This window comes from Leisingera sp. F5 (assembly GCF_001593695.1).
This window is the reverse complement of record NZ_LUKH01000011.1, coordinates 136,184-157,398: the sequence shown is the minus strand read 5'-3', so window position 1 is coordinate 157,398 and position 21,215 is coordinate 136,184. Positions and strand designations below refer to the sequence as shown.

The following is a 21,215-nucleotide window of genomic DNA, read 5'->3' as shown; positions in this document are numbered from 1 at the left end:
GCGCCCGCGCCCAAGCGTATGGGGACCCAAGAATTGGGTGGTCCGGCACGGTATGCCAGCCCGGATTAGGGCGGCATCAGCCGGGAATTTTCAGTTGCCAGGCTGACAGCCTGAAACAAGCGGGTGAACGCCCGTGCCTGAACGTATGCTTGCAGGGCGCGCCGTCTAATTGACGCGGAAAGCAGTATTGGAGGGAGCGGAGTGACGCTCTTGTGCCGTGCGCAGGCCTTGTCGCAGGACCAGGTTGTTGCCGCAATTTATGAAACGATGATCCGGCCGGAGCAATTCGACCGGTTTTCTGCTGGTCCGCCGGACAGGCGGGACGCCGGAGAGGGCCTTGGCCGCTGGGGTGCGTTCGCGCGGCCCAGGGCCGTGCCGGCGCTCAAGGCGCATTTCTCACGAGCCGCACAGATCCAGGAACAGCAGTGGGAGCGGGCAGGGCGGCCGCATCCCGGTGAATATTCAGGCGATTGCAGCCGGTTCTGGCTGTTGGCGGGTGCCGGATCCGAGGGGCGCCTGCTGAATGCGTCGCGGCGCGCTGCCCGCCAGCTTGTCAGCGGCGGAGATCTTCCCGCAGCCATGGGGCTGACGCGGGCCGCAACAGACCGGTGGAGCATCTTTCTGGAACAGGTGCGCGAGGGGGAATTTGCCTGGCAGGATGTTCTGTTTCTTGGCACTGGCCGCCCGGGCGAGCGGTTTTTATGCCGCCCTGTCCGGCTGGAAGGGCCAGGCGGACCTGTCGCAGCCGTCATGGCAGAGCGGCTGGATTGTGAATGGAGCGCAGAGGCAGCAGGCCCCGTTGCTGCTGCCTTCGGACTGCAGAAATCCGATCTTGACCCGTTGAAGGCGGTGATGAGCGGCGCCGGCGGCCGGGTGGCAGCGGAGCTGGAGCAGATTGCGGCCAGGGCCGGGGCGCCGGGAATGGCAGAGCTGATCCGGCTCGCCGCATTCCTGATCAACGAGCATGTGCGGGATTTGAAAATTGCCCGGGGCGAGCTGCTGCCGCCAGCTGAGGAAATTGAAGACAGAACCGGGCGGCGCAGCCAGTTCTTCCGGTTTGGCGCGGATACCGGACAGCCGGTGATATTTGTGCACGGGATTCTGGACGGGATCGTGCCGCTGCAGCGCCTGCAGCCGCAGCTTAGGACACTGGGCTTCCGGGTCTATGCGCCGATGCGCGCGGGCTACGGAGGCTCGGTGCCGCTGCCGCGCGGGCAGGACCCGGCGGATGCCTTTGTGCAGCAATTGGATGCGCTGATCGCCCGCGAAAACCTGCAAAGACCGGTATTGCTCAGCCACCGGGGCGGCGCGTTGTACGGCTGCGCGGCGGCCAACCGGCTGCACAGCCGGATCTCCGGGCTGGTGGCCGTCGCCTCGAATTGTTCAATCACCTCGCCGCGGCAGTTTTCCGGCCTCAGCGGTTATGCCTGGCTGATTGCCTTTTCCGCTGCCCGTGCCCGCTGGATGCTGCCCGTGCTGATGAAGGCCTGGTCAGGGGCCTTGCACTGGTACGGGCACAAGGCGCTGCTGAAAGTCCAGACTGCGCGCAACAGCCGGGAAAGGGCCTTGCTGGATCAGCTGGACCTGCTGCCGCTGCTTAAGCAAAGCCAGCTGCTGTTCCGGCAGCAGGGCGGCGCCGGCTTTCTGGCAGATGTGCAGATGATCCGGCAGGGGACGCAGAAGATGGCGCTGACACGGCATACGCAGGCGGTTTTTGTGCATGGCGGCGAGGATCACGTCGCGCCGCTGTCCGATATCCGCGATACTTTCGGCGGTCAGAAAAACGCTCAGCTCTGCGTCAGCCAGGAGGCGGGCGCGCTGCTGTTTTACAGCCTTCCGGAACTGGTGCTGACAGCGCTGCAGGACTGTGTTTCGGCGGCGCAGGGCAAAGGTTAGCCGCCAAACACATGTTCAAAGCTGCGCCTGAGGGCGACGTCCACATCCGCCATCGTAACCGGCAATCCTAGATCAACTAGGCTGGTCACCCCGTATTCGGTGATACCGCAGGGTACGATGCCGGTGAAATGCTCCAGCTCCGGCTCCACGTTGATCGAGATGCCGTGGAAGCTGACCCATTTGCGCAGGCGGATACCGATCGCGGCGATCTTGTCCTCGGCCATGCCGCCCGCAACGGTTTGCGGCTTGTCCGGGCGTTCGACCCAGACGCCGACCCGGCCGTCGCGGATATGTCCCTTGATGTTGAACTCATCCAGTGCAGCGATCACCCAGCTTTCCAGCTGCTGCACGAACCGGCGCACGTCGTGGCCGCGCTGGCCCACGTTCAGCATCACATAGACCACCCGCTGGCCCGGCCCGTGATAGGTATACTGGCCGCCGCGTTTGCTGTCATGGACCGGGAAACGGTCCGGGTCGGTCAGATCTTCGCGCTTGGCTGAGGTGCCGGCAGTGTAAAGCGGCGGATGTTCGACCAGCCAGATGCATTCTTGCGCAGTGCCCGCCGCGATCGCCGCCGCGCGCTGTTCCATGAAGGCAACCGCTTGATCATACTCAACAAGGCCGTCAGATGCGATCCATTCAACCATGGCTCTTGCTATCCCCTTCCGTGATCCTTTGGGCGCCCGCCGGTAAAGGGGCGTAAAATCCCTAGGTGCCAGCCCCGACTGTGGAGTATCCTGATTCCATTGTTAGTATCCATAGGGGGCGAGTATCATGCTTTCCAAGCCGCTTAAGCCGGCATTGACGGCCGCTTTTCTGGCAACGTCATTCACCAGCCCTGCGACAGCGAGTGATTTGGGCGCCGCAATTGTCGGAGGGGTGATTGGCGGGGTTATCGTTAATGAAGTTCACAGGAATAAGCAACGCCAGCGCCGTGCCACAACCTACCGCCGCGCACCGGCAAGTTCCGCAACCAGGGCGCAGAACCGTGAAACCCAGGTTGCCTTGAACTATTTCGGTTTTCATGCTGGCACGCCGGACGGGGTGCTGGGGCGACGGTCCCGCGCGGCCGTTTCCCAGTATCAGGTTCACATGGGCTATCCGGCCACCGGCTATCTGGCCCCGTATGAACGTAATTTCCTGGTCAGTTCCTACAGCCGGGCGCAAATCGGCGGCCCGCAGGTGATCAAGGCCATGCAAGGCCCTAACGGAGTGCGGGGTTTGCTGCATAGCTGGCGGGATGAGGCCGCGGGCGTCAGGACCGCAGGAAGCGGCTACAGCGGCGGCGGCTACGGCGGGTTGCCGTCCGAAGTCAGCCAGGCGGTGGATGAAATCGCCGCCAGCTCCGAGCCGACCGGGGAGCAGCTGCTGCAGCGCACCGGCTTCATGCAGCTGGCGGACCTGAACGGCGATGGCCGGAACGATTATGTGCTCGACACTTCGGTCTCCGGCAGCTCCTTCTGGTGCGGCGCCTCTAACTGCTCGGTTATGGTGTTTGCTTCTACCCCGCAGGGATATCAGCGCAATGACTTCCTGGCGCGCGGCGTGACCCCTGCCAGTTTCGCCTGCCACCAGGGCACCTGCCGTATGGCGGACACGGGTGAAACCGCTCCAGTCCAAGCGGCGCAGCAGAACCGCAGCACAGTGACAGCCTTTGCCGGGCAGGAAAGCGCCTCTCTGGGCGGCATCACCCTGTTTGACCCGCCGGCGCAAAGCGCCTCCCTCACCAGCTATTGCAGCAAGGTCAGCCTTCTGACCAGCTCCAACGGCGGCTTCATGACGGCGGCAAGCATGACCGATCCGGAACTGGCGCTGGGCGAGCAATTCTGTCTGGCCCGTACCTATGCCATCAACGCGGGCGAGACCCGGGCGGGCAAGGTCCAGGGCGTTTCGCAAGCACAGATCGACAGCCAGTGCGATGCCTTCGGCCCGGCTGTGCAGCCGTTCCTGGCCAAGCTGGGAACCGCGGGCAGCGGCGAGGTGATGGGCGATGTGCAGAAGTTCGTGCTGCAATCCGGCATGTCGCTGGAGCAGCTGGCCAATACTGCCGGGATTTGCCTGTTCTCCGGTTACCGCCGCGATGACATGGACGTGGCGCTGGGTGCCGCGCTGATCCTGACCGGCACTGGCCAGCGTCCCTATGCAGAGCTGATCGGCCACCATCTGGCGCTCGGCTTTGGCGCGCCGGTCACGGCAGAAAGGGCGCAGGACTGGTACGGCATGGCCGTGATCTCGCTGGAAGGCGGCGCAGCACCTGTCTTTGCCCCTGGACAGCCTGAGCGGGCAGAGCTGATCAAGACGGCCTCGGCAAAGCTGGCAGGCGGCCGGGTGCAGCCGGTGCAGGCCTCCGGCAGTACGGCCCTGCCGTCCTTCTCCTCTGATTGATCGCCTTACTGTTACACCGCTAAAACACGTGGCCGGCAGAACTGCCGGCCATTTTCTTTGCGCTGAATTCCTCTGCTGCCGGAACCCTGCTGCGTTCTGCAGGCTGTGGACGGTTTTTTCTTAAAATGCCGGTTTTCAGGCTTTGACACTTCGCAGTCTTGAATGCAATTTATGCAATCAAAAAGTGCATTGTCTTAGGGGTTGTTTATGCGGTTCAAGCTGCTTTCCACATTCATTATCTGTTCTGCGCTGGCAATGACGCCGGCTGCCCGTGTTTCCGCTGATGCGGGCGACTTTGCTGCCGGTGCCATCCTTGGCGGCATCATCGGCGGCGCCCTGTCCAAGAATCAGCGGCGTTCGGGCGTCAAAGCGCCCCGGCGTTCCCGGCTGCCGTCCACTCAGGAAGGCCGCCAGATTCAGGAATCGCTGAACTACTTCGGGTTCCCCGCGGGTGCGGTCGACGGGCAGCTGGGCCGTAAAACGCGCGAGGCTGTTTCCACCTATCAGGCTTACCTGGGCTATCCGGTTACCGGGCAGCTGAATGATTTCGAGAAGGATCTGCTGATCCATTCCTTTCAGCGGGCGCAAACCAGCGGCTATCTCGCCAGCCAGCAGGCGATGGCACATCCCGACGGGCCGCGCGGGCTGCTAAAGATCTACTTGGCCGAGCGGATGGCGCCGCAGCCTCAGCCGCCGCAGCCCTATGGCTTGCCCCAGGCCACGATGGCCGGGAACAGCACCGGCACCTATGGCGTGCCTCAGCAGTACGGGCAGAGTGCGCAGCAGCAATACGGCCAGCAGCAGATGGGATTTGCAGCCACTACGCAGACTTATGGCATCCCGCAGCAGCCCCGCTTTCAGGGCCAGCAAGGGCAGTTCGTGCCGCAATCTCAGGTGCAGAGCCAATTTGTGCCCCAAGGCCAGATGCCGCAACAGGGTCAGTTCATGCAGCAGGGGCAGGTGATGGCCGCCGCGCAGAGCCAGGCGCTGATTCAAAACGGCGCGGTTGTCCAGGGCAGCGGCGCCGCGGCAACCCCGGTCCTGTTGCAGCAGAACGATTTGGCAGCCCCGCTGATCAGCCGCCGGGCACTGGTGATCGGTGTCGACGGCTACCAGAACCTTACCGCCTTGCAAAAGGCGCGTAATGATGCCCTGGCGGTCAGCAATACGCTCGGCGCGCTCGGTTTTGAGGTGACCACGCTGTATGACGCGGGGCGCCGTGACATCAACAGCGCGGTCTCGACCTTTGCCAACCAGATCAAGCCGGGGGATGAAGTCCTGTTCTACTTTGCCGGTCACGGGGTTGAGGTCGACGGGCGCAATTACTTGCTGCCCTCGGATGTGCCGATGGTGAATTTCGGCGATGAAAGCTTCCTGACCGGGGAAAGCATTGCCGCTGATCGGGTGCTTGGCACTTTCCAGCGCAAAGGCGCGCGTTCAACCATCATGATCCTGGACGCTTGCCGCAACAATCCCTTCCCGAAGGACGGCCAGCGTTCGGTCGGCGGCACCCGCGGTCTGGTGCGGATGGAACCGCCGGAGGGCGCCTTTATCCTCTACTCGGCCGGGGCAGGGCAAACCGCGCTGGACCGGCTGTCGGACAAGGACGCCAATCCGAACTCGGTGTTCACCCGCGCGCTGCTGTCGCGCCTGAACCAGCCGGGCATGACGCTGCACCAGCTGGCCAAACAGGTGCGCCGGGATGTGCAGGATCTGGCTGCCACTGTGAACCACGATCAATTCCCGGCTTATTATGACCAGATGTCGGGCGAGATGGTGCTGCGCCGCCAGTTGGCAGCCCAGGGCAACTGAGGCGGCTCCCAAGGCGTATTGAGAGACCGGAGGCAGCCGGGTACCCGGCTGTTTTCCAACGCTTATGCGGCGTGACCTGCCGGGGCGCTCATTCTGCCCTAAAAAAGATAATTTTCAGCTTCACATCGCATCCGGGCTGGTCTATATGCCTCGACACCAAGCCTAAGACAGTGCGGTCGTGGCGGAATTGGTAGACGCGCAGCGTTGAGGTCGCTGTTCCTTAACCGGAGTGGAAGTTCGAGTCTTCTCGACCGCACCAACTTTCCTGAAAAATTCGGCAGATGGTGCACATGCGCATGCAGTGGCCGTATTGGCGTGTTTTGGGCTGTTGCGGGAATATCAGCTGCCGGATCCTTTGGCGGGTGCTCGCGGCGTTTCCCGGTTCCGGCAGGTCTGCGGGTCGGCTATAACCGGCCGCGTTCCTTGTGCCTCGCATTTGGAGCCAACAACGCCAAAACGTGATGCAGCAGTATGTCCAGTTCAGACCCCGGAAATTGCGACGGCATGATCCTTGAACGCGAACTCAGCGCGTTGTCCCTGGCGGGAAACACCCTGCTGGACGCCGTGGCGCTGCGTGCGTCCAACGGGCGAATTGCCCGCCTGTTCTTCAAATCCGGAACCTCGCGGGAGGGGCTTGGCCTTGCGTCTCCGGCGGACAAGACAGTTCTGCACAATTATGGCGGCGCACCGGTTCTGGAGGCCGGGATTCCGGACGGCACCAGCGCTGTCACAGTCTCTGCCGAGGGGGCGCTTTACAATGTTCCGCTCCACCCGGAGGAAACAGACCTGTTTGCGGGGCTCAATGTATTGGCCGCTGTCCGCAATGATGAAACAGCCCGAACGGCGGCCGAATGGCTGCGGTTCCATGCGGCGCAGCATGGTCTGCAGGGGGCTGTCATTCTCGACCGGGCGAAACCGCAAGACAGCCGCCGTTTTATAGAGGAATTGCAAACGCTTGCTGGCTCCATTCAGGGGCTTGAACGGGTTGTGGTGGTGCATTCCAAACTGCCCCTGGGCAAGGATGGCCTGCCGGAGGAGGCGCATCCTTTCAACGTGCCGGGCGCCCCTGGCAAGGACCGGATGGAGATCCCGCCTGCCGACCCCTGGCGGGCGCCGCTGGGCGAATTTCTGGTCTATGAGATCCTGCGTGCCCGTTTTCTGGCGCGGGCCCGCGCGGTGGCCAATATCGATCTGTTTGATCTGCTGGCCCCGAACGGTGGTGCAAACGATGGCCCAGGCGAGGGGGCGAATGTGTTTGACCGGGCCGTCGCCGCGCCGACGGGCTGTTTGCGTTTGGGCGGGGTGCAGGCCTATCCATGGCGGGTACGCAAGGGCGACCAAGCGTCTTTTGCGGACCACATCTGCACGCAGTTTGATGCCACCGGGCTGCGGCCGCGCTGGTGTCTGGCACCGGCCACAGCCGGCGGGAACTGCATTTGGCGGCTGATCCGGGTGGTCGGAGCGGAGCCGGATCCGGCGGAGGATCTGCGGTTCTACCGCTGCATGGCCCTGCGGCATCCGACCGACACGGTGTCCAAGATCGTGCCGAAGACCAGCCTGGTTGAAACACCGGAGCTGCTGGCGCTGGCCACGGGCTATTTCAACGCCAAGCCCGTGCGTATCCCTCCGGAGGATGCGATCAAGCGGCGCCGTGGCAAGCCCAAGACCACCATCGTCACCACGATGAAAAACGAAGGGCCGTTCATTCTGGAATGGCTGGCCTACCACCGGGCAATCGGGGTGGATGACTTTCTGGTCTACACCAACGACTGCACCGATGGCACCGACACGATGCTGCAGATGCTGCAGGACAAAGGCATCGTGCAGCACCGCGAAAACCCGTTCCGGGGCACCGATCTGAAACCGCAGCACGCGGCCTTGCAGGCGGCGGAGGAGGAGCCGGTGATCCGGGACGCCGACTGGCTGGTCTGCATGGATGTGGATGAGTTCATCAACATCAAATGCGGCAAGGGCCGGCTGCCCGATCTGTTTCAGGCCGTGGGCGACGCCAATATGATCGCAATGACCTGGCGGTTGTTCGGCAACAATGACGTGCGCGATTTCACCGGCGATCTGATCCTGCGCGAATTCACCCGCTGCGCCTTTGAAGTGACCCGCAAGCCGCACCAGGCCTGGGGCTTCAAGACCCTGTTCCGCAACACTGGTATCTTCAAGAAGCTGGGGGTGCACCGGCCCAAGGGGCTGAAGCCGCAGCTGTGGGAGAACATCCGCTGGGTCAACGGCTCCGGCCAGGACATGCCGCGCGAGATGTTCCGCAACGGCTGGCGCTCGTCGATGGATACCTATGGCTACGATCTGGTGCAACTCAATCATTACGCCGTGCGCAGCGCCGAGAGCTTTCTGGTCAAGCGCGACCGCGGCCGGGTGAACCATGTGGACCGCGACCAGGGGCTGTCCTACTGGTTCCGGATGAACAACAACGCCGAGGAGGAACGCTCGATCCAGCGCATGATCCCTGCACTGGAAGCCGAGATGGCGCGGCTGCTGGCGGATCCGGATATCGCGGCTGCGCATGACTACGCCAGCCGCAAGCACCGCGAGAAGATTGAGGAGTTGAAGACCCGGGATGACATGCTGGCGCTGTTCCAGGAGCTGACGGGCGATAAACTGTGCAAACTGTCGCGGATGCACGCGCATTTCGGCGCCAATGTGTTCCTTAGCGGTCCCGGCGTGATCCCGGACAAGATCGCCGGACATGAGCCCGGCAGCGATTTCTGGTTCACAGTGGAGCGCGGCGAGACCAACCATTGAACCCCGCCGCCCTGTACATTGACAGGGCGTGAGGGCGCAGGTTAAAATCCGTTAACAAAAAAGCGCTGTTAAACAGCTGCATCAGTTGGTTTTTTGAGGGGCAGTCATCATGGCACTTCCGGCCATTGCGTCACTATGGGTGGGCCCAGAACTCAGCTGGCTGGAGCAGCTTTGCCTTCAATCCTTTGTGGATCATGGCCACGAGGTGGTGCTGTTCACCTATGACGAGGTCAAAGGCGTGCCCGACGGGGTGCAGGTGGCGGACGCCAATGAGATCCTGCCCGCTGACCGCATCATCCGCCACGCCCGCACCGGCAGCCCGGCCTATCATGCCGATGCCTTCCGTCTGCATTTGCTGCGCAAGACCAACTACATCTGGGCCGATACCGATGCCTATTGCTGCCAGCCTTGGGATATCAAAGGCAAGCATTTCCATGGCTGGATTTCCGACGACAAGCCGATGGTCAACAACGGGGTTCTGCGGCTGCCCAAGACGTCCAAGACCCTGGCAGCGATGCTGCGCTTTACCAGTGATGAGTATCCCATCCCGCCCTGGTACAGCGCTGAAAAACAGGCCGAACTGCAGGCGCTGAAGGACAGCGGGCAGGGGGTGCATGTCTCCCTGCTGCCCTGGGGTGTCTGGGGGCCGGACGCGCTCACCTGGTTCCTGCAGGAAACCGGCGAGGTCAAGAATTCCCGTCCCGGCCATGTGATTTATCCTGTACCGTTCAAGCGGGCCGGGGTGGTGCTGAACCCGAACCGGCCGAACCAGGCACGCAGCCACATCCGCAGCGACACGCTGTCGATCCACTTCTGGGGCCGCCGCTTCCGCAACATCGCGGCCAAATACGGCGGCGTGCCTGCCGAAGGCTGCTATGTCCATGACTTGCTGGCCCAGCATGGGATTGATGCGGAAAAAACCCGCCACCTGCTGCAACCGGCCCCTGAACCGGAAGAGATACCCGTGGAGAAAATCGACCCGGCGGCGCTGGACTTCTCGATGTTCAGCGACCAGGACGTCGCCAATATCCTGTTGCAGCGCTCGGAACTGGCAAGCTCAGGACAAACCATCAAGGACTGGATGGCAGGTGACGAAGAGCTGCTGCTGGCAGAAGCTCGGTCGCAGCGGGATCACATCCTGCATGAATCGATCCGGATCGCGGAACGGGAGTGCGATTTTTTCCTGCAAGCCACCGATCCCATTGCGCCGGAACGGGCCGCGGATATCGGCTGCGGGTATGCTTTTGCCAGCCTGCTTCTGCACCGCCGTTACAGCTGCGATATCACGCTGATCGACATCGAAGAAGGCAACGGCCGTCACTTTGGTTTCCAGGGCGAGGGCGCGGGCTTTACAAGCCTGGAAACTGCCCGCGCGTTTTTGGAAAAGAACGGCGTGCCGGCCGGAAAAATCACCACCATCAACCCCAAGACCGAAGACACCGCAGCGCTTGGTGCCTTTGATCTGGTGATCAGCCTGGCGTCTTGCGGGTTCCACTATCCGGTCGGCACGTATCAGGATTTATTCAGCAGCCAGATCAGACCCGGCGGCGGTATCGTCCTGGATATTCGCAAGGGGTCCGGCGGCATCGGCGCCATGAAAAGCTTTGGCACCGTCACGGTGCTGGCCAAGCACGGTAAATATTCCACAGTCCTGACCCGTGCCGGACAGGAGCGGTGACCGGTAACCGGATCCTTAATCCTTTTCGGATAACACAACGCAAAAGAGGGCTGCGGTATTACGGTGTGTACCGCGGACAGATGATGACCGGCCCGGTGCAGCCCGGTGCCGGTGTTTCCCTGAAGGGCAGTTGACGACGCATGATGAGTGAAGGGTTTGATTTCAAAAGCGTGCTGCCGGCACTGGATGCCGACGACGTTCTCACGGTGGCTGATATCAACGGCCAGGCGCCGGAGCTTTGCATTCTTCTGTATCAGCGCTACGGCTGCAGCATTGATTTTGTCTCCTGCGACCGCAAGGGGCAGGCCAATCCCCCCGATCCGGCCCAGCTGCAATCCTGGCAGGCCCGGCTGGAACAGGGCGGCGTCGACCGGAACGCGATCCGGGTTGTAAGCCGGTCGCGTGATTTGGCCAGCTATGACGTGATCCTTGCTCTGAACAGCTTTGGTGCGCGGCACAAAATCCAGAACGCCAAACCCATGCTGGACCGCGCGCTGCATCCGCTCAGCCGGCTGGTGATTGAAATCCGCAAAGGGTCGGGCAGTTACCCGTTCCTCAAGGCCTATGGCAGCTGTAACACGCTGGTGCAGCCGGAGGCAGGCAGGAACGGCTTGGCAATTCTCTCCGCCGAGCCGCAGGAAGCGCTGCCGCCTTCGGGGGAATGGTCCAAGGTGGCCCGCCGGCTGGCCGGCAAGGAAGGGTTCTTTGACGAGCTGGAAGAGCATTCCTTCCTGTTCATGCCGCGTGGCGGCACGCTGGTCGTGACGTTCGACAACCTCGACATTGCCATGACCAAGCGCGATGACCGGCGGCCATGGGGGTTCAGCTTCATCGAGGCGCAGGGCTGGTCGATGCTGGGGGTGATGGCCGACGGCTGGACCTGGTTCCGCCACCAGGAGGTCACCGCCAAGTTCGAGGCGCTGCGCGACAGCGGTTTCTTTGAACAGTTTTCCCGGGTGGTGTTCTATGGCGCCTCAATGGGCGGCTATGCAGCGGCGGCTTTTGCGGCGGCGGCGCCCGGATCGACAGTGTTTGCAATCAGCCCGCAATCCACCCTCGACAAGACGCTGGTGCCTTGGGAGATGCGCTACAAAAAAGTCTGGGACAGGGATTTTTCCGGGCCGTTCGGGGATGCCTCCCTGGCCAGCCAGGCGGCAGGCGGCGTGCATATCATGTTCGACCCATACGTGGCACCGGATGCGGCCCATGCAGCGCGGTTTTCCGGGGCAAATGTCACCTTCTGGCGCTGTCCGCTGCTGGGCCACCGGCTGGGTTCCTCGCTGCAGCAGATGGGCGTCCTGCAGGAGATTGCCTGCGGCGCCATCTCCGGCGACCTGACATCGCACCAGTTTCACCGCCTGCTGCGCAAACGCCACGAATTCCCCCGGTTTCAGCGGGAGCTGGCCAATCTGGCCCTGGACCGCGGCCATCCACGCCTTGCCAAACAAGCCTGCGACTATATTTTGCGCCAGCGGGATGACCGGTTCTTCCGCCAGATGAAGGCGCGGTTATGATCTGTGCAATCCGCCGGACCGCGCGCCGGGACCGGATACGGAACAGGAAAGGGGCAACGGCCGGACGGGACGATGAACCAGGCAAACGCTGACATGCGGGATATTACCCTCGCTTTCCACATCGGGGCGCCGAATACCGACAACGGCCAGCTGACCTGGTCGCTGCGCAAGGATGCGCAGCGGCTGCTGGAACACCGCGTGATGATCCGCCGTCCGGGCACCTATATGGCGGCTGTCAATCAAATGCTGCGCAAGCAGAACCAGGATTCCGTCACCGATCAGGAACGCGCGGCGCTGCTGGCCGGCATGGTCAAGGACCAGAGTGTTTCGCGGATCATCCTGACCAGCTCCGGATTTCTCGGAGTGCCGGGCTGGATGCTCAGCGGCGGGCGGCTCTACCGCAATGCGGGCAGCAATACCGCGGCGCTGAGAACAGTCTTCCCGGGCAATCCGTGCGAGTTTTTCCTCGGCCTGCGCAATCCGGCCACGCTGATCGGGCCGGTGTTCAAATCCCAGTCCAACCGGAGCTGGGAGCAGTTTGCTGCAGGCACGGACTTCCTGAATCTGCGCTGGTCGGATGTGGTTGCGGATATTCAGGACAGCAACCCCGGCTGCCGCATCACAGTCTGGTGCAACGAGGAAACACCGGTGATCTGGCCCAATATCCTGGGGCAGGTGACGGGGCTGGGCGGCGGCTTTCGTTTTGACGGCGAACTGGACATTACCCGCGGCATCATCTCGGAGGCGGGATACGAGCGGCTGGAAGCCTATCTGGCAAACCGCCCCGGCCTGTCGGAAGCGCAGCGCGAGCGGGTGCGCGCCCTGTTCCTCAGCTACTTCCATTCGGAAGAGGCGATCGAAGAGGAAATTGATCTGCCGGGCTGGTCGCAGGCGCTGGTGGATGAGATGAGCGAAACCTACCAGGCCGATGCAGAGCTGATCCGCCGGATGCCTGGCGTCACGTTTCTGTCCTGAGGCTGCGGCGCCCGTACAGCGGCTTCATCAGGATCGCGGTCAAATACATCGGAATCTGATAGCAGCCCAGAAAGATCAGCAGCGGATCGGTGGTGGCTGCGGGCAGGGCGATCAGGAACAGAGCGAAGTTCCGGTTGCCGGCGACCACGGATACAGGCACGGCGCCACTGCCCGCGCGGCGGCGCAAAATTGCAAAGGCCATCATCTGCAGGCCCAGGTTGGCGGCCAGCGCAAAGCCCAGCCATTGCACAACCAGCACAGGTGTTGCGCGCAGCGCCGGTCCCAGCGCCGCCATAAGCCCGACCACGATGACCGCCAGCGCAATCACCGTCAGCCCGTCGATAGCCTTGGCCTGATCCTCACGCAGTTGCGGCAGGGTCAGCCGGCGCAGCAGGAAGGCGAAGGCCACGGTGATGCCAATCGCGCCAATAAGCCGCCCTGCGGCGCGCAGCACATCGCCAAGGTCTCCCAGGCTGGGGGCCAGCAGAAACACAGGAATGACTGTCAGCGGCATCAGCGCGGTGCCAAGGATCAGCAGGCGGAAGGCGGGTTCCGGCGCGTGCCCCATCAGCGCGGTGAAATTGGGGCTGCCGGTCACGGACGGCGCGCTCAGCATCAGGATCAGCGCTATTGCGGCAGGGGTTTCCGCGAGGCCGATCAGAGAGGCAATTCCCAGCGCCAGCAGTGGCAGCCCCACTTGCAGCAGTACAATGGCTTTGACGGTGCCAATCCCGTCCGCCAACCCGCCGGCAGCCTTGCGCAAGCCGATCCGGTAGGCGTTCAAAAACAAAAGCCCGGCCACCATTTCCGGCAGCCAGGGCTGAAGCGTTGCGGCGAGGCCGGGCAGCAGCAGCCCGGCCAACAGTCCCAGGACCAAAGCGGCCCGCCCATGCCGGGCGGCAAAGGCGAGCGCGCCGAGCATGGGGCTAGACTGGTCCTGGTCTGAGGTTGTTCGGCAGATAGGTCGCCAGCTCCGGGAAGGCGATCAGCACAAACACCATCAGCACCATGATCAGGAACATCGGGATCGCGGCGCGGGCGATATAGCTCATCTCGTGGTGGGTCATGCCTTGCATCACAAACAGGTTGAAGCCGATCGGTGGGGTGATCTGCGCCATCTCGACAACCACAACGATGAAAATGCCGAACCAGATCAGATCAATGCCCGCCTGGCGGATCATCGGCTCCACCACCGCCATCGTCAGCACCACCGAGGAGATACCGTCGAGGAAACAGCCCAGCACGACGTAGAACACCAGGAGCACCATCAGGAGTTCGATACGCGACAGCTCCCATCCCGCGATCAGGTCCGCCAGCCCGCGCGGAAGTCCGGTAAAGCCCATCGACAGCGACAGGAACGCCGCCCCCGCCAGGATCAGCGCAATCATCGCGCTGGTGCGGGTGGCGCCCATCAGGCTCTCGGTGAAGGTTTTCCAGTTCAGCGAACCCTGGCCTAGCGCCAGCAGCAGCGAACCGATGACCCCGAATGCCGCGGCCTCGGTCGCGGTGGCAAACCCTAGGTACATGGAGCCGATCACCACGACGATCAGCGCGATCACCGGCGCCAGGAAGCGGGAGTTGCGGATTTTTTCGGCAAAGGTCAGCTTGGCTTCGGTATTCGGCTGCCAGTCTTTGCCCACCTTGGAATAGATCGCCACATAGCCCATGAACATTGCCGCCAGCACCAGACCGGGCAGGATGCCGGCAAAGAACAGCTTGGTGATGGATTCATTGATGGTGACACCATAGACGATCAGCGTCAGCGACGGCGGGATCATCAGCCCCAGCGTTGCCGCGCCTGTGAGCGTGCCGATAATCATCTTCTCCGGGTAGTTGCGCTTGCGCAGTTCCGGGATCGACATCTTGCCCACGGTGGTCAGCGTTGCGGCAGAGGAGCCGGAGACCGCGGCAAACACTGTGCAGCCGACGATATTGGTATGCACCAGCCCGCCGGGCAGGGGGGCCATCCAAGGGCTAAGCCCCTTGAACATGTCCTCGGACAGTCGGGTCCGATAGAGGATTTCACCCATCCAGATGAACATCGGCAGCGCGGTCAGCGTCCAGCTGGAGGAGGCCGACCAGATCGTGGTCAGCATCACGTCGCCGACGGGACGGGTGGTGAACAGCTCCATGCCGACCCAGGCCACGCCCATCAGCGCCAGGCCCACCCAGACGCCGCTGCCCAGAAGGGTGAACAGCACGAAGAGAAACAGAATGATGACTGAGATATTTTCCATGGGGCTTACTCCGCGTGGCTCTGGTCTTCCAGATCCCGAGTGATGCGGTGGTCACCGCGGAAAATCACATGGATCAGGTGATCGGTAAGGGCGATGGCCAGAACGACCCCGCCAAACAGCATTACGCTTTGTGGCATCCACAAGGGCGTGCGGTCCTGGCCCTGGCTCACGTCGTTGAACTTCCAGCTCCAATAGACAAAGCGGTAGGCGTAATAGGTGAAATACCACATCACCGCGGTGCCGATGCCGAAGCACCAGATCTCCAGAACCCGGCGAAAGCGGTCAGGCACGGCATTCAGCAGGATCGACACCCGGATATGGCTGCCGCGGTTCAGCGCGTTGGCAAAAGCCAGGAACGAGGCCGCCGCCATCGCGTAGCCGGCATAATCCGGCGCGCCGGGGAAGACCTCGCCGGTCCAGCGGGCCAGCATCTGAACAACGATCAGTCCCAGAATGGCAATCAGGCAGAGGGCGGCCAGCACCCCTGCCGCAAGGTAGAGAAAATCCAGTCCGGAGCGCAGCCCCCTGAGCACAGTCATATCATCCCCATCGGCACTATTATTATGAGAATACGGGCGGCACCTGCCGCGCCGCCCGTATCAATCAGTCTGATTATTCGGCGTTGAAGGCGTCGACGATGGCCTTGCCCTCGTCACCCGCGGCTTCCAGCCATTCGTTGGTCATGGTGACGCCGATTTCCTTCAGCTCGCCGGTCATTTGCTCGGACGCCGGACCCACATTCATGCCGCCGTCACGCAGGCCCTGCAGGGTGAAACCGGTGTATTCCTTGGCGCGCCAGTTGCCCGCGTATTCCGCCAGCTTGGCGCAGCCCTTGATCACGTTCTGGCTGGCCTCCGAGGTGCCGTTCCAGATTTCGGTGTTCACAAACACATAGTTGCGCGGCAGCCAGGCATCCACTTCGTAGAAATAGCTCAGGCTTTCCCAGACCTTGCGGTCATAGCCGGTGGAGCCCGACGACACCATCGAGTCCGCAACGCCGGTGGCAAACGCCTGGCTGATTTCAGCCGCCTCAATCGTCACCGGCAGCATGCCGGTCAGCTCCGCCAGCCGCGACGTGGCGTTGTTGTAGGAGCGGAACTTGATGCCCTTCATCTCGGCGACTGAATTCACTTCGTTCTTGAAATACAGCCCCTGCGGCGGCCACGGAACGGCATAAAGCAAGGTCAGGTTCTGCTCGGCCAGCAGGTTTTCAATCGCCGGCTTGGCGGCCTTCCACAGTTTGTCGCTGTCATCAAAGGAGGTTGCCAGGAACGGGATCGAGTCAAAACCGAACAGCGCGTTTTCATTCTGGTGGCCGGACAGCAGCCGCTCGCCGATCGGTGCCTGGCCTGTCTGCACCGCGCGCTTGATGTCGGCGCCCTTGAACAGCGAACCCGACGGGTGGGTTTTGATCTCAACTTCGCCGCCGGTGCCGGTGGTCACGCATTGAGCGAACTCCGCGCCGGTGGCCGAGTGGAAGTTGGAGGCCGAATAGGCCATCGGCATGTCCCAGGTCTCGGCGGCGGCGGGCAGAGCGGCAGTCGCAGTCAGCGCGGTGGCGGCCAGCAGTCTGGTCAGTTTCTTCATGGTCTTCTCCCTGTTTCAGTCTTGGCCCCTTATGGGGCGCTGGTTGGTTTCAAATCGCATAGCGCGCCGGGTCATAGGCGCTCATGTCCATGTTCGGGGTGCGGCCCGAAATCATCTGCGCCAGCAGGCGGCCTGTCTTCGGCCCGCCAGTCAGGCCGATGTGATGGTGGCCAAAGCCGACATAGGCGCCGGACAGGCCGGGAACTTCGCCAATCACCGGGATCGAGTCCGCAGGCGCCGGCCGGTAGCCCAGCCATTCCTCTTCATGCTTCCAGGTGACACCGGGCAGGATGCGCCGCGCGTTTTTGCGCAGCAGTTCCAGCGGGCCTTTCGACGGCCCGGCCTCCAGCCCGCCGAATTCCACAATGCCCGCAATCCGGATCCGTCCCTGCATCGGGGTCACCACGCATTTGGCCGCTGCCACCATGACAGGCGCCTTTGGCATCGCCGAAGGCTCCCACAATTCAAGATGATAGCCGCGTTCTGCTTCCAGTGGTACGGAAATTCCCAGTTTCTCTGCCAGCGGCTTGGACCACACACCGGTGGCCACGACAACGGCGTCGCAAGGAATAGTCTCGCCGCTCGCCTGCACGCCGGTCACTTGCCCACTCTCGCGGGCCACATCCTCGATAAAGGCCTGGATCAACTGGCCGCCATTGGCCACTACATGCGCGGCCAGATCCTTCACATACAGGCCCGGATCGGAAATGATCCCGTGATTCTTCAGCCGCGCGGCAAAGCCGAATTCCTGCGCATAGATATCGTCATAGGTCCGGAAATCCGCGTCCTCCAGCTCATCCCATTCAAAGCCGTGTTTCCTGCGCAGGCCCCAGCCAAAGGCATCCTCGCCGAAATGCGCCCGGTCGTTGTAGATAAACAGATAGTCCGAGGGCTTTAGATGCCGCTCCGCTGCAGTGCCCGCCGCCAGCGCCTGGTGATCCGCCAGCGAATCTCCCACCACCGGCGCGAGCGCCGCAGCAATGCGGGCGGTATCCTCGGCATTGGCATGGCCCATGTATTTCATCAGCCAGGGCGCCAGCTTGGGCAGATAGCCCCAGCGCATGAACAGGGGCTGGCCCGGGTCCAGCAGCATCTTCGGCGCCTTCTTCCAGAGCCCGGGACCCGTCACCGGCACAATCGAACAGGACGCCAGGATGCCGCCATTGCCATGGCTGGTGCCTTCACCTGGCCCCTTGCCGTCGATCAGGATCACCTGATGCCCGTCGCGCTGCAGCTCGATTGCCGCCGAGACGCCGACAATACCGGCGCCGACAATGGCAACGGTTTTCTTGGCCTTGCTCATGCCGCAACCTTCTTGGAGACCGCGTAACGGTCCAGCTTCCCGACATCAGGCTTGATGCCCAGGCCTGGGCCGTCCGGCACCACCACCTGGCCATCCGCAATCTGGAAAGGCGTCTCCAGAATATCTTCCTTCAGGAAGTAACTCGCCTGATAAAACTCGCAGCCCAGCTTGATCTCGGGCGTCGCCGCAATCATGTGGGTGCCCGCCAGATGCGCCAGCCCGGCCTCAAACATGTCGCCGCCATAGGCCGACAGCCCGTTCGCTGCCGCAATCCGGGCCACCGTCTGGCCGCGGGTGAGGCCGCCCGATTTCATGATCTTGACCGACACCCCGTCGCAGATGCCGTCCCGCGCGGCCCGCACCATATCCTCGGGGCCAAAGACGCTTTCATCCGCCAAAAGCGGCACGTCAATCATCCCGCGCAATTTGGCCATCATGCCAAAATGATGGAACCGCACCGGCTGTTCGATGAAATCCGGCTTGAACTCTGCCACATCGCGGACCTGATCTGGCGCGTCCTCGATGCTCAGGCCCTGATTGTAATCCACCCGCACCCGGAATTCCGGGAAGTCCTTGGCGATCCGCTCCAGACGCATGATATCAAAGGCATGATCCTTGAAGCCGGTCTTCAGCTTGATCAGCCCGACCTGATCGGCGCGCAGCCGGTGCAGCAGGTCGATGTCCTTGTCAAAGTCCGGATCAGCAATCGAACAGCTGAGCGGGATGGTATCCCGGCACTTGCCTCCCAGCAGCGCCCAGGCCGGCGACCCGGTGATCCGTCCGGTCAGGTCCAGCAGGGCGCTATCCAGCGCCGCCTTGGCCTCGGTGCAATGAGCGACTGCCTTGGCGGCATCCTCCATGATCGCGGCGCGGTCCGCCACCCGGCGGCCAACCACCAGCGGGCGGATATAGCGGTCCAATGCGGCCAGGCTGGCCTCCGGCGTACCGGTGAACACCGACCAGGTCGAGGCCTCGCCATAGCCCTCAGCCCCGCTTTCACTGCGCAGGCGCAGGATAATAACCTCACAGGAGCCCTCAACAGACCCGATCCCATGGTCGCGGCGCGACATCACAGGCAGCGCGAGATGCCACAAATCCATCCCGGCAATCTTTTGTTCCAGCACTTTGCTCTTCCTCCCAGAAGCTTGGCAAAGTCTGCCTTGACTAAATCATCATTACCAATACAAAGAATTGGCCAAGGTATCATGAAAAATGATGTTTCTTTAGATGTCCCTCCGCTTCCGCCAGCTGCAGGCGTTCCACGCGATTGTTGAAACCGGCACTGTCACCGGCGCCGCCGAGCAGCTGGGCATTTCCCAGCCCGGCATTTCAAACCTGCTCTACCAGCTGGAGCGCCAGACCCGCTTGAAACTGTTCGAACGCAGCAAAGGCCGCCTGATCCCAACACCCGAAGCAGGCGTTCTGTTTCAGGAGGTCGACACCGTGGTGCGCGGTCTCGACCACGTGGCGCAGGCGGTCACGGACCTGCAGAACAAGCAAGCAGGTCAATTGCAGGTCGCGTCGCAACACTCCATGTCCTTCGGTTTCATGCCTGCGCTGATCGCTCGCTTTGCCCGCGACCGGCCGGACCTGTCGATCTCCTTTCAGGCGCAGTATTCTTTGAAGATCCAGGAATGGGTCATCGCAGGCCTGTTCGAAATCGGCGTCTGCGAGATGCCGCTGATCCACGACGGGCTGGAGGTGCATCCGATCACTGTCGAAACCCGGCTGGCAATTCCGGCGGACAGCCCGCTGGCGGAACATGAGGTGCTGACTCCCGAACTGCTGGACGGCGTGCCCTTCATCGTGATGGGGCCGGAGCACATGACCCACCGCCGCACCCGCGAGGTGTTCCAGCAGGCTGGTATCCCTCTGAAGACCCGGGTGCATTCGCATCTGTTCAAGAACCTTCTCAGCTTTGTGCAGGAGGGGATGGGCGTCTCGGTTCTTGATCCCTTTGTGCTGGACTTCGAGGCCGGCGGCGGCTTTGTCTCCCGCCCGTTCCGGCCGCGGATCATGATGGAAATGGCGGTGATCACCTCCAAGTCCCGGCCGTTGTCGGCGGTGGGGCAAGAGTTTCTGGCGCTGCTGAAACGGGAACTGGCGCCGTATACAGCATAAGAAGACTGGCTCTTTTCTGAAAACCTTTGCCCGGCCCTCGCCACGGGAGGGCGCTTGTGCGCCCACCCAGGTCCAGGCGCAGCCCACTGTATCTTGGGAGCAACCTAGTCAAAGGAGAGGGGGCTGAAGAGCTGTCCTTTTGTGCCGAGAAATTGTATGCAATTAAGAATTCAATGTTGCGCAAATCTGAAGTCCCGCCTAGTCTGCACCGCAGAGTGAAGGAATGGCGGAACAATGGCCAAGCGCGAAAGCAATGTGGACAGGGTTTACGAGGCATTGCGCCGGATGGCGGCGGATTTTGCCTTTAAGCCCGACCAGCGGATCAACGAAAGCGCGCTGTCCGAGGTGCTGGGCGCCAGCCGCACGCCGCTGCGCGAGGCGCTGAACCGGCTGGTGGCCGAAGGGTTCCTCACCTTCCAGAACAACCGCGGCTTTTTCTGCCGTCCGCTGACCCCCAACTACATCATGGACCTCTATGAGGCCCGGGTGGGCGTGGAATGCGAGGCCACCCGGCTGGCCTGCAGCCGTGCCCCGGACGCGGACATCGCGGCGCTGGCGGATTACCTCAACCGGATGGAACCGGAGTATGAAAGCGCCACCGATCCGGGAGAACTTCTGGCGATGGACGAAAGCTTCCACGCCCGGTTGGCGCAGCTTTCCGGCAACAGCGAACTGCGGCGGATCCTCAACAACCTTAATGGCCGGATCCGTTATATCCGCCTCATTGACCTCAAGCGGATGCGCGACCGGGCCGGGGGCAAGGCGCCGGGCGATATCTCGGCCCACCGCCAGATTGTAGAGGGCATCGCCGCCCGCAACACGGAGGCCGCCGTATCGGCCATGCGCAGCCATATCGAAAAACGCCGGGAAGAGGCGACGGAAGCTGTCCGCATCGCATTCTCCCAGCTCTACGTGCCGGACGAATAGGGGATCCT

The 21,215-nt window shown here is 62.5% G+C and carries 16 protein-coding genes and 1 tRNA gene; 10 read left to right on the top strand and 7 right to left on the bottom strand.

Going from position 1 to position 21,215, the window contains the following annotated elements:
* Positions 1-201 precede the first annotated feature (201 nt).
* Complete coding sequence (locus tag A2I95_RS09925) at positions 202-1,896, top strand: alpha/beta hydrolase (RefSeq protein ID WP_291729607.1); 1,695 nt, start codon at positions 202-204, stop codon at positions 1,894-1,896.
* Here the strand turns inward: A2I95_RS09925 and lipB are convergent.
* Positions 1,893-2,543 (bottom strand): lipoyl(octanoyl) transferase LipB, encoded by a 651-nt coding sequence (gene lipB / locus A2I95_RS09920; protein WP_291729606.1) that lies wholly within the window; start codon positions 2,541-2,543, stop codon positions 1,893-1,895. The two genes, A2I95_RS09925 and lipB, sit on opposite strands and share 4 nt — an antisense overlap.
* Positions 2,544-2,670: 127 nt before the next feature.
* Between lipB and A2I95_RS09915 the strand changes: the two genes are divergently transcribed.
* The 7 genes from A2I95_RS09915 to A2I95_RS09885 all read left to right on the top strand — a co-directional run bounded on the left by A2I95_RS09915 (position 2,671) and on the right by A2I95_RS09885 (position 13,032).
* Positions 2,671-4,281, top strand: coding sequence for a peptidoglycan-binding domain-containing protein (locus A2I95_RS09915; RefSeq protein ID WP_291729605.1), 1,611 nt, complete (start codon positions 2,671-2,673; stop codon positions 4,279-4,281).
* A gap of 207 nt (positions 4,282-4,488) precedes the next feature.
* Positions 4,489-6,093 (top strand): caspase family protein, encoded by a 1,605-nt coding sequence (locus A2I95_RS09910; protein ID WP_291729604.1) that lies wholly within the window; start codon positions 4,489-4,491, stop codon positions 6,091-6,093.
* A gap of 172 nt (positions 6,094-6,265) precedes the next feature.
* A tRNA-Leu gene (locus tag A2I95_RS09905) sits at positions 6,266-6,352 on the top strand.
* Between the two features lie 245 nt (positions 6,353-6,597).
* The gene (locus A2I95_RS09900) at positions 6,598-8,865 is read left to right on the top strand and encodes a glycosyltransferase family 2 protein (protein ID WP_291729603.1); all 2,268 of its coding nucleotides are present in this window, start codon (positions 6,598-6,600) and stop codon (positions 8,863-8,865) included.
* A 109-nt stretch (positions 8,866-8,974) separates the two neighbouring features.
* Positions 8,975-10,543, top strand: a complete 1,569-nt coding sequence (locus A2I95_RS09895) for a class I SAM-dependent methyltransferase (protein WP_291729602.1) — start codon at positions 8,975-8,977, stop codon at positions 10,541-10,543.
* A gap of 140 nt (positions 10,544-10,683) precedes the next feature.
* A complete protein-coding gene (locus tag A2I95_RS09890; protein WP_291729601.1) occupies positions 10,684-12,057 on the top strand; it encodes a hypothetical protein in 1,374 nt (457 codons plus the stop codon).
* Positions 12,058-12,129: 72 nt separating this feature from the next.
* Positions 12,130-13,032, top strand: coding sequence for a hypothetical protein (locus tag A2I95_RS09885; RefSeq protein WP_291729600.1), 903 nt, complete (start codon positions 12,130-12,132; stop codon positions 13,030-13,032).
* On the opposite strand, the gene A2I95_RS09880 is transcribed toward A2I95_RS09885, so the two are convergent.
* From A2I95_RS09880 to A2I95_RS09855, 6 genes are all read right to left on the bottom strand, one after another.
* Positions 13,016-13,954 (bottom strand): hypothetical protein, encoded by a 939-nt coding sequence (locus tag A2I95_RS09880; RefSeq protein ID WP_291729599.1) that lies wholly within the window; start codon positions 13,952-13,954, stop codon positions 13,016-13,018. The two genes, A2I95_RS09885 and A2I95_RS09880, sit on opposite strands and share 17 nt — an antisense overlap.
* 4 nt (positions 13,955-13,958) lie before the next feature.
* Complete coding sequence (locus A2I95_RS09875; RefSeq protein ID WP_291729598.1) at positions 13,959-15,269, bottom strand: TRAP transporter large permease subunit; 1,311 nt, start codon at positions 15,267-15,269, stop codon at positions 13,959-13,961.
* 5 nt (positions 15,270-15,274) lie between these two features.
* On the bottom strand, positions 15,275-15,808 hold the full coding sequence (locus A2I95_RS09870) for a TRAP transporter small permease (RefSeq protein WP_291729597.1): 534 nt from the start codon (positions 15,806-15,808) through the stop codon (positions 15,275-15,277).
* A gap of 73 nt (positions 15,809-15,881) precedes the next feature.
* Complete coding sequence (locus tag A2I95_RS09865; RefSeq protein ID WP_291729596.1) at positions 15,882-16,856, bottom strand: TRAP transporter substrate-binding protein; 975 nt, start codon at positions 16,854-16,856, stop codon at positions 15,882-15,884.
* A gap of 49 nt (positions 16,857-16,905) precedes the next feature.
* Positions 16,906-18,159 (bottom strand): FAD-binding oxidoreductase, encoded by a 1,254-nt coding sequence (locus tag A2I95_RS09860; protein ID WP_291729595.1) that lies wholly within the window; start codon positions 18,157-18,159, stop codon positions 16,906-16,908.
* Positions 18,156-19,283, bottom strand: coding sequence for an enolase C-terminal domain-like protein (locus A2I95_RS09855; RefSeq protein WP_291729594.1), 1,128 nt, complete (start codon positions 19,281-19,283; stop codon positions 18,156-18,158). Before A2I95_RS09855 ends, A2I95_RS09860 begins: the two co-directional genes overlap by 4 nt.
* Positions 19,284-19,386: 103 nt before the next feature.
* Between A2I95_RS09855 and A2I95_RS09850 the strand changes: the two genes are divergently transcribed.
* Both A2I95_RS09850 and A2I95_RS09845 read left to right on the top strand, forming a co-directional pair.
* The gene (locus tag A2I95_RS09850; RefSeq protein ID WP_291729593.1) at positions 19,387-20,280 is read left to right on the top strand and encodes a LysR family transcriptional regulator; all 894 of its coding nucleotides are present in this window, start codon (positions 19,387-19,389) and stop codon (positions 20,278-20,280) included.
* A gap of 234 nt (positions 20,281-20,514) precedes the next feature.
* Complete coding sequence (locus A2I95_RS09845; RefSeq protein WP_291729592.1) at positions 20,515-21,207, top strand: GntR family transcriptional regulator; 693 nt, start codon at positions 20,515-20,517, stop codon at positions 21,205-21,207.
* Positions 21,208-21,215 lie beyond the last annotated feature (8 nt).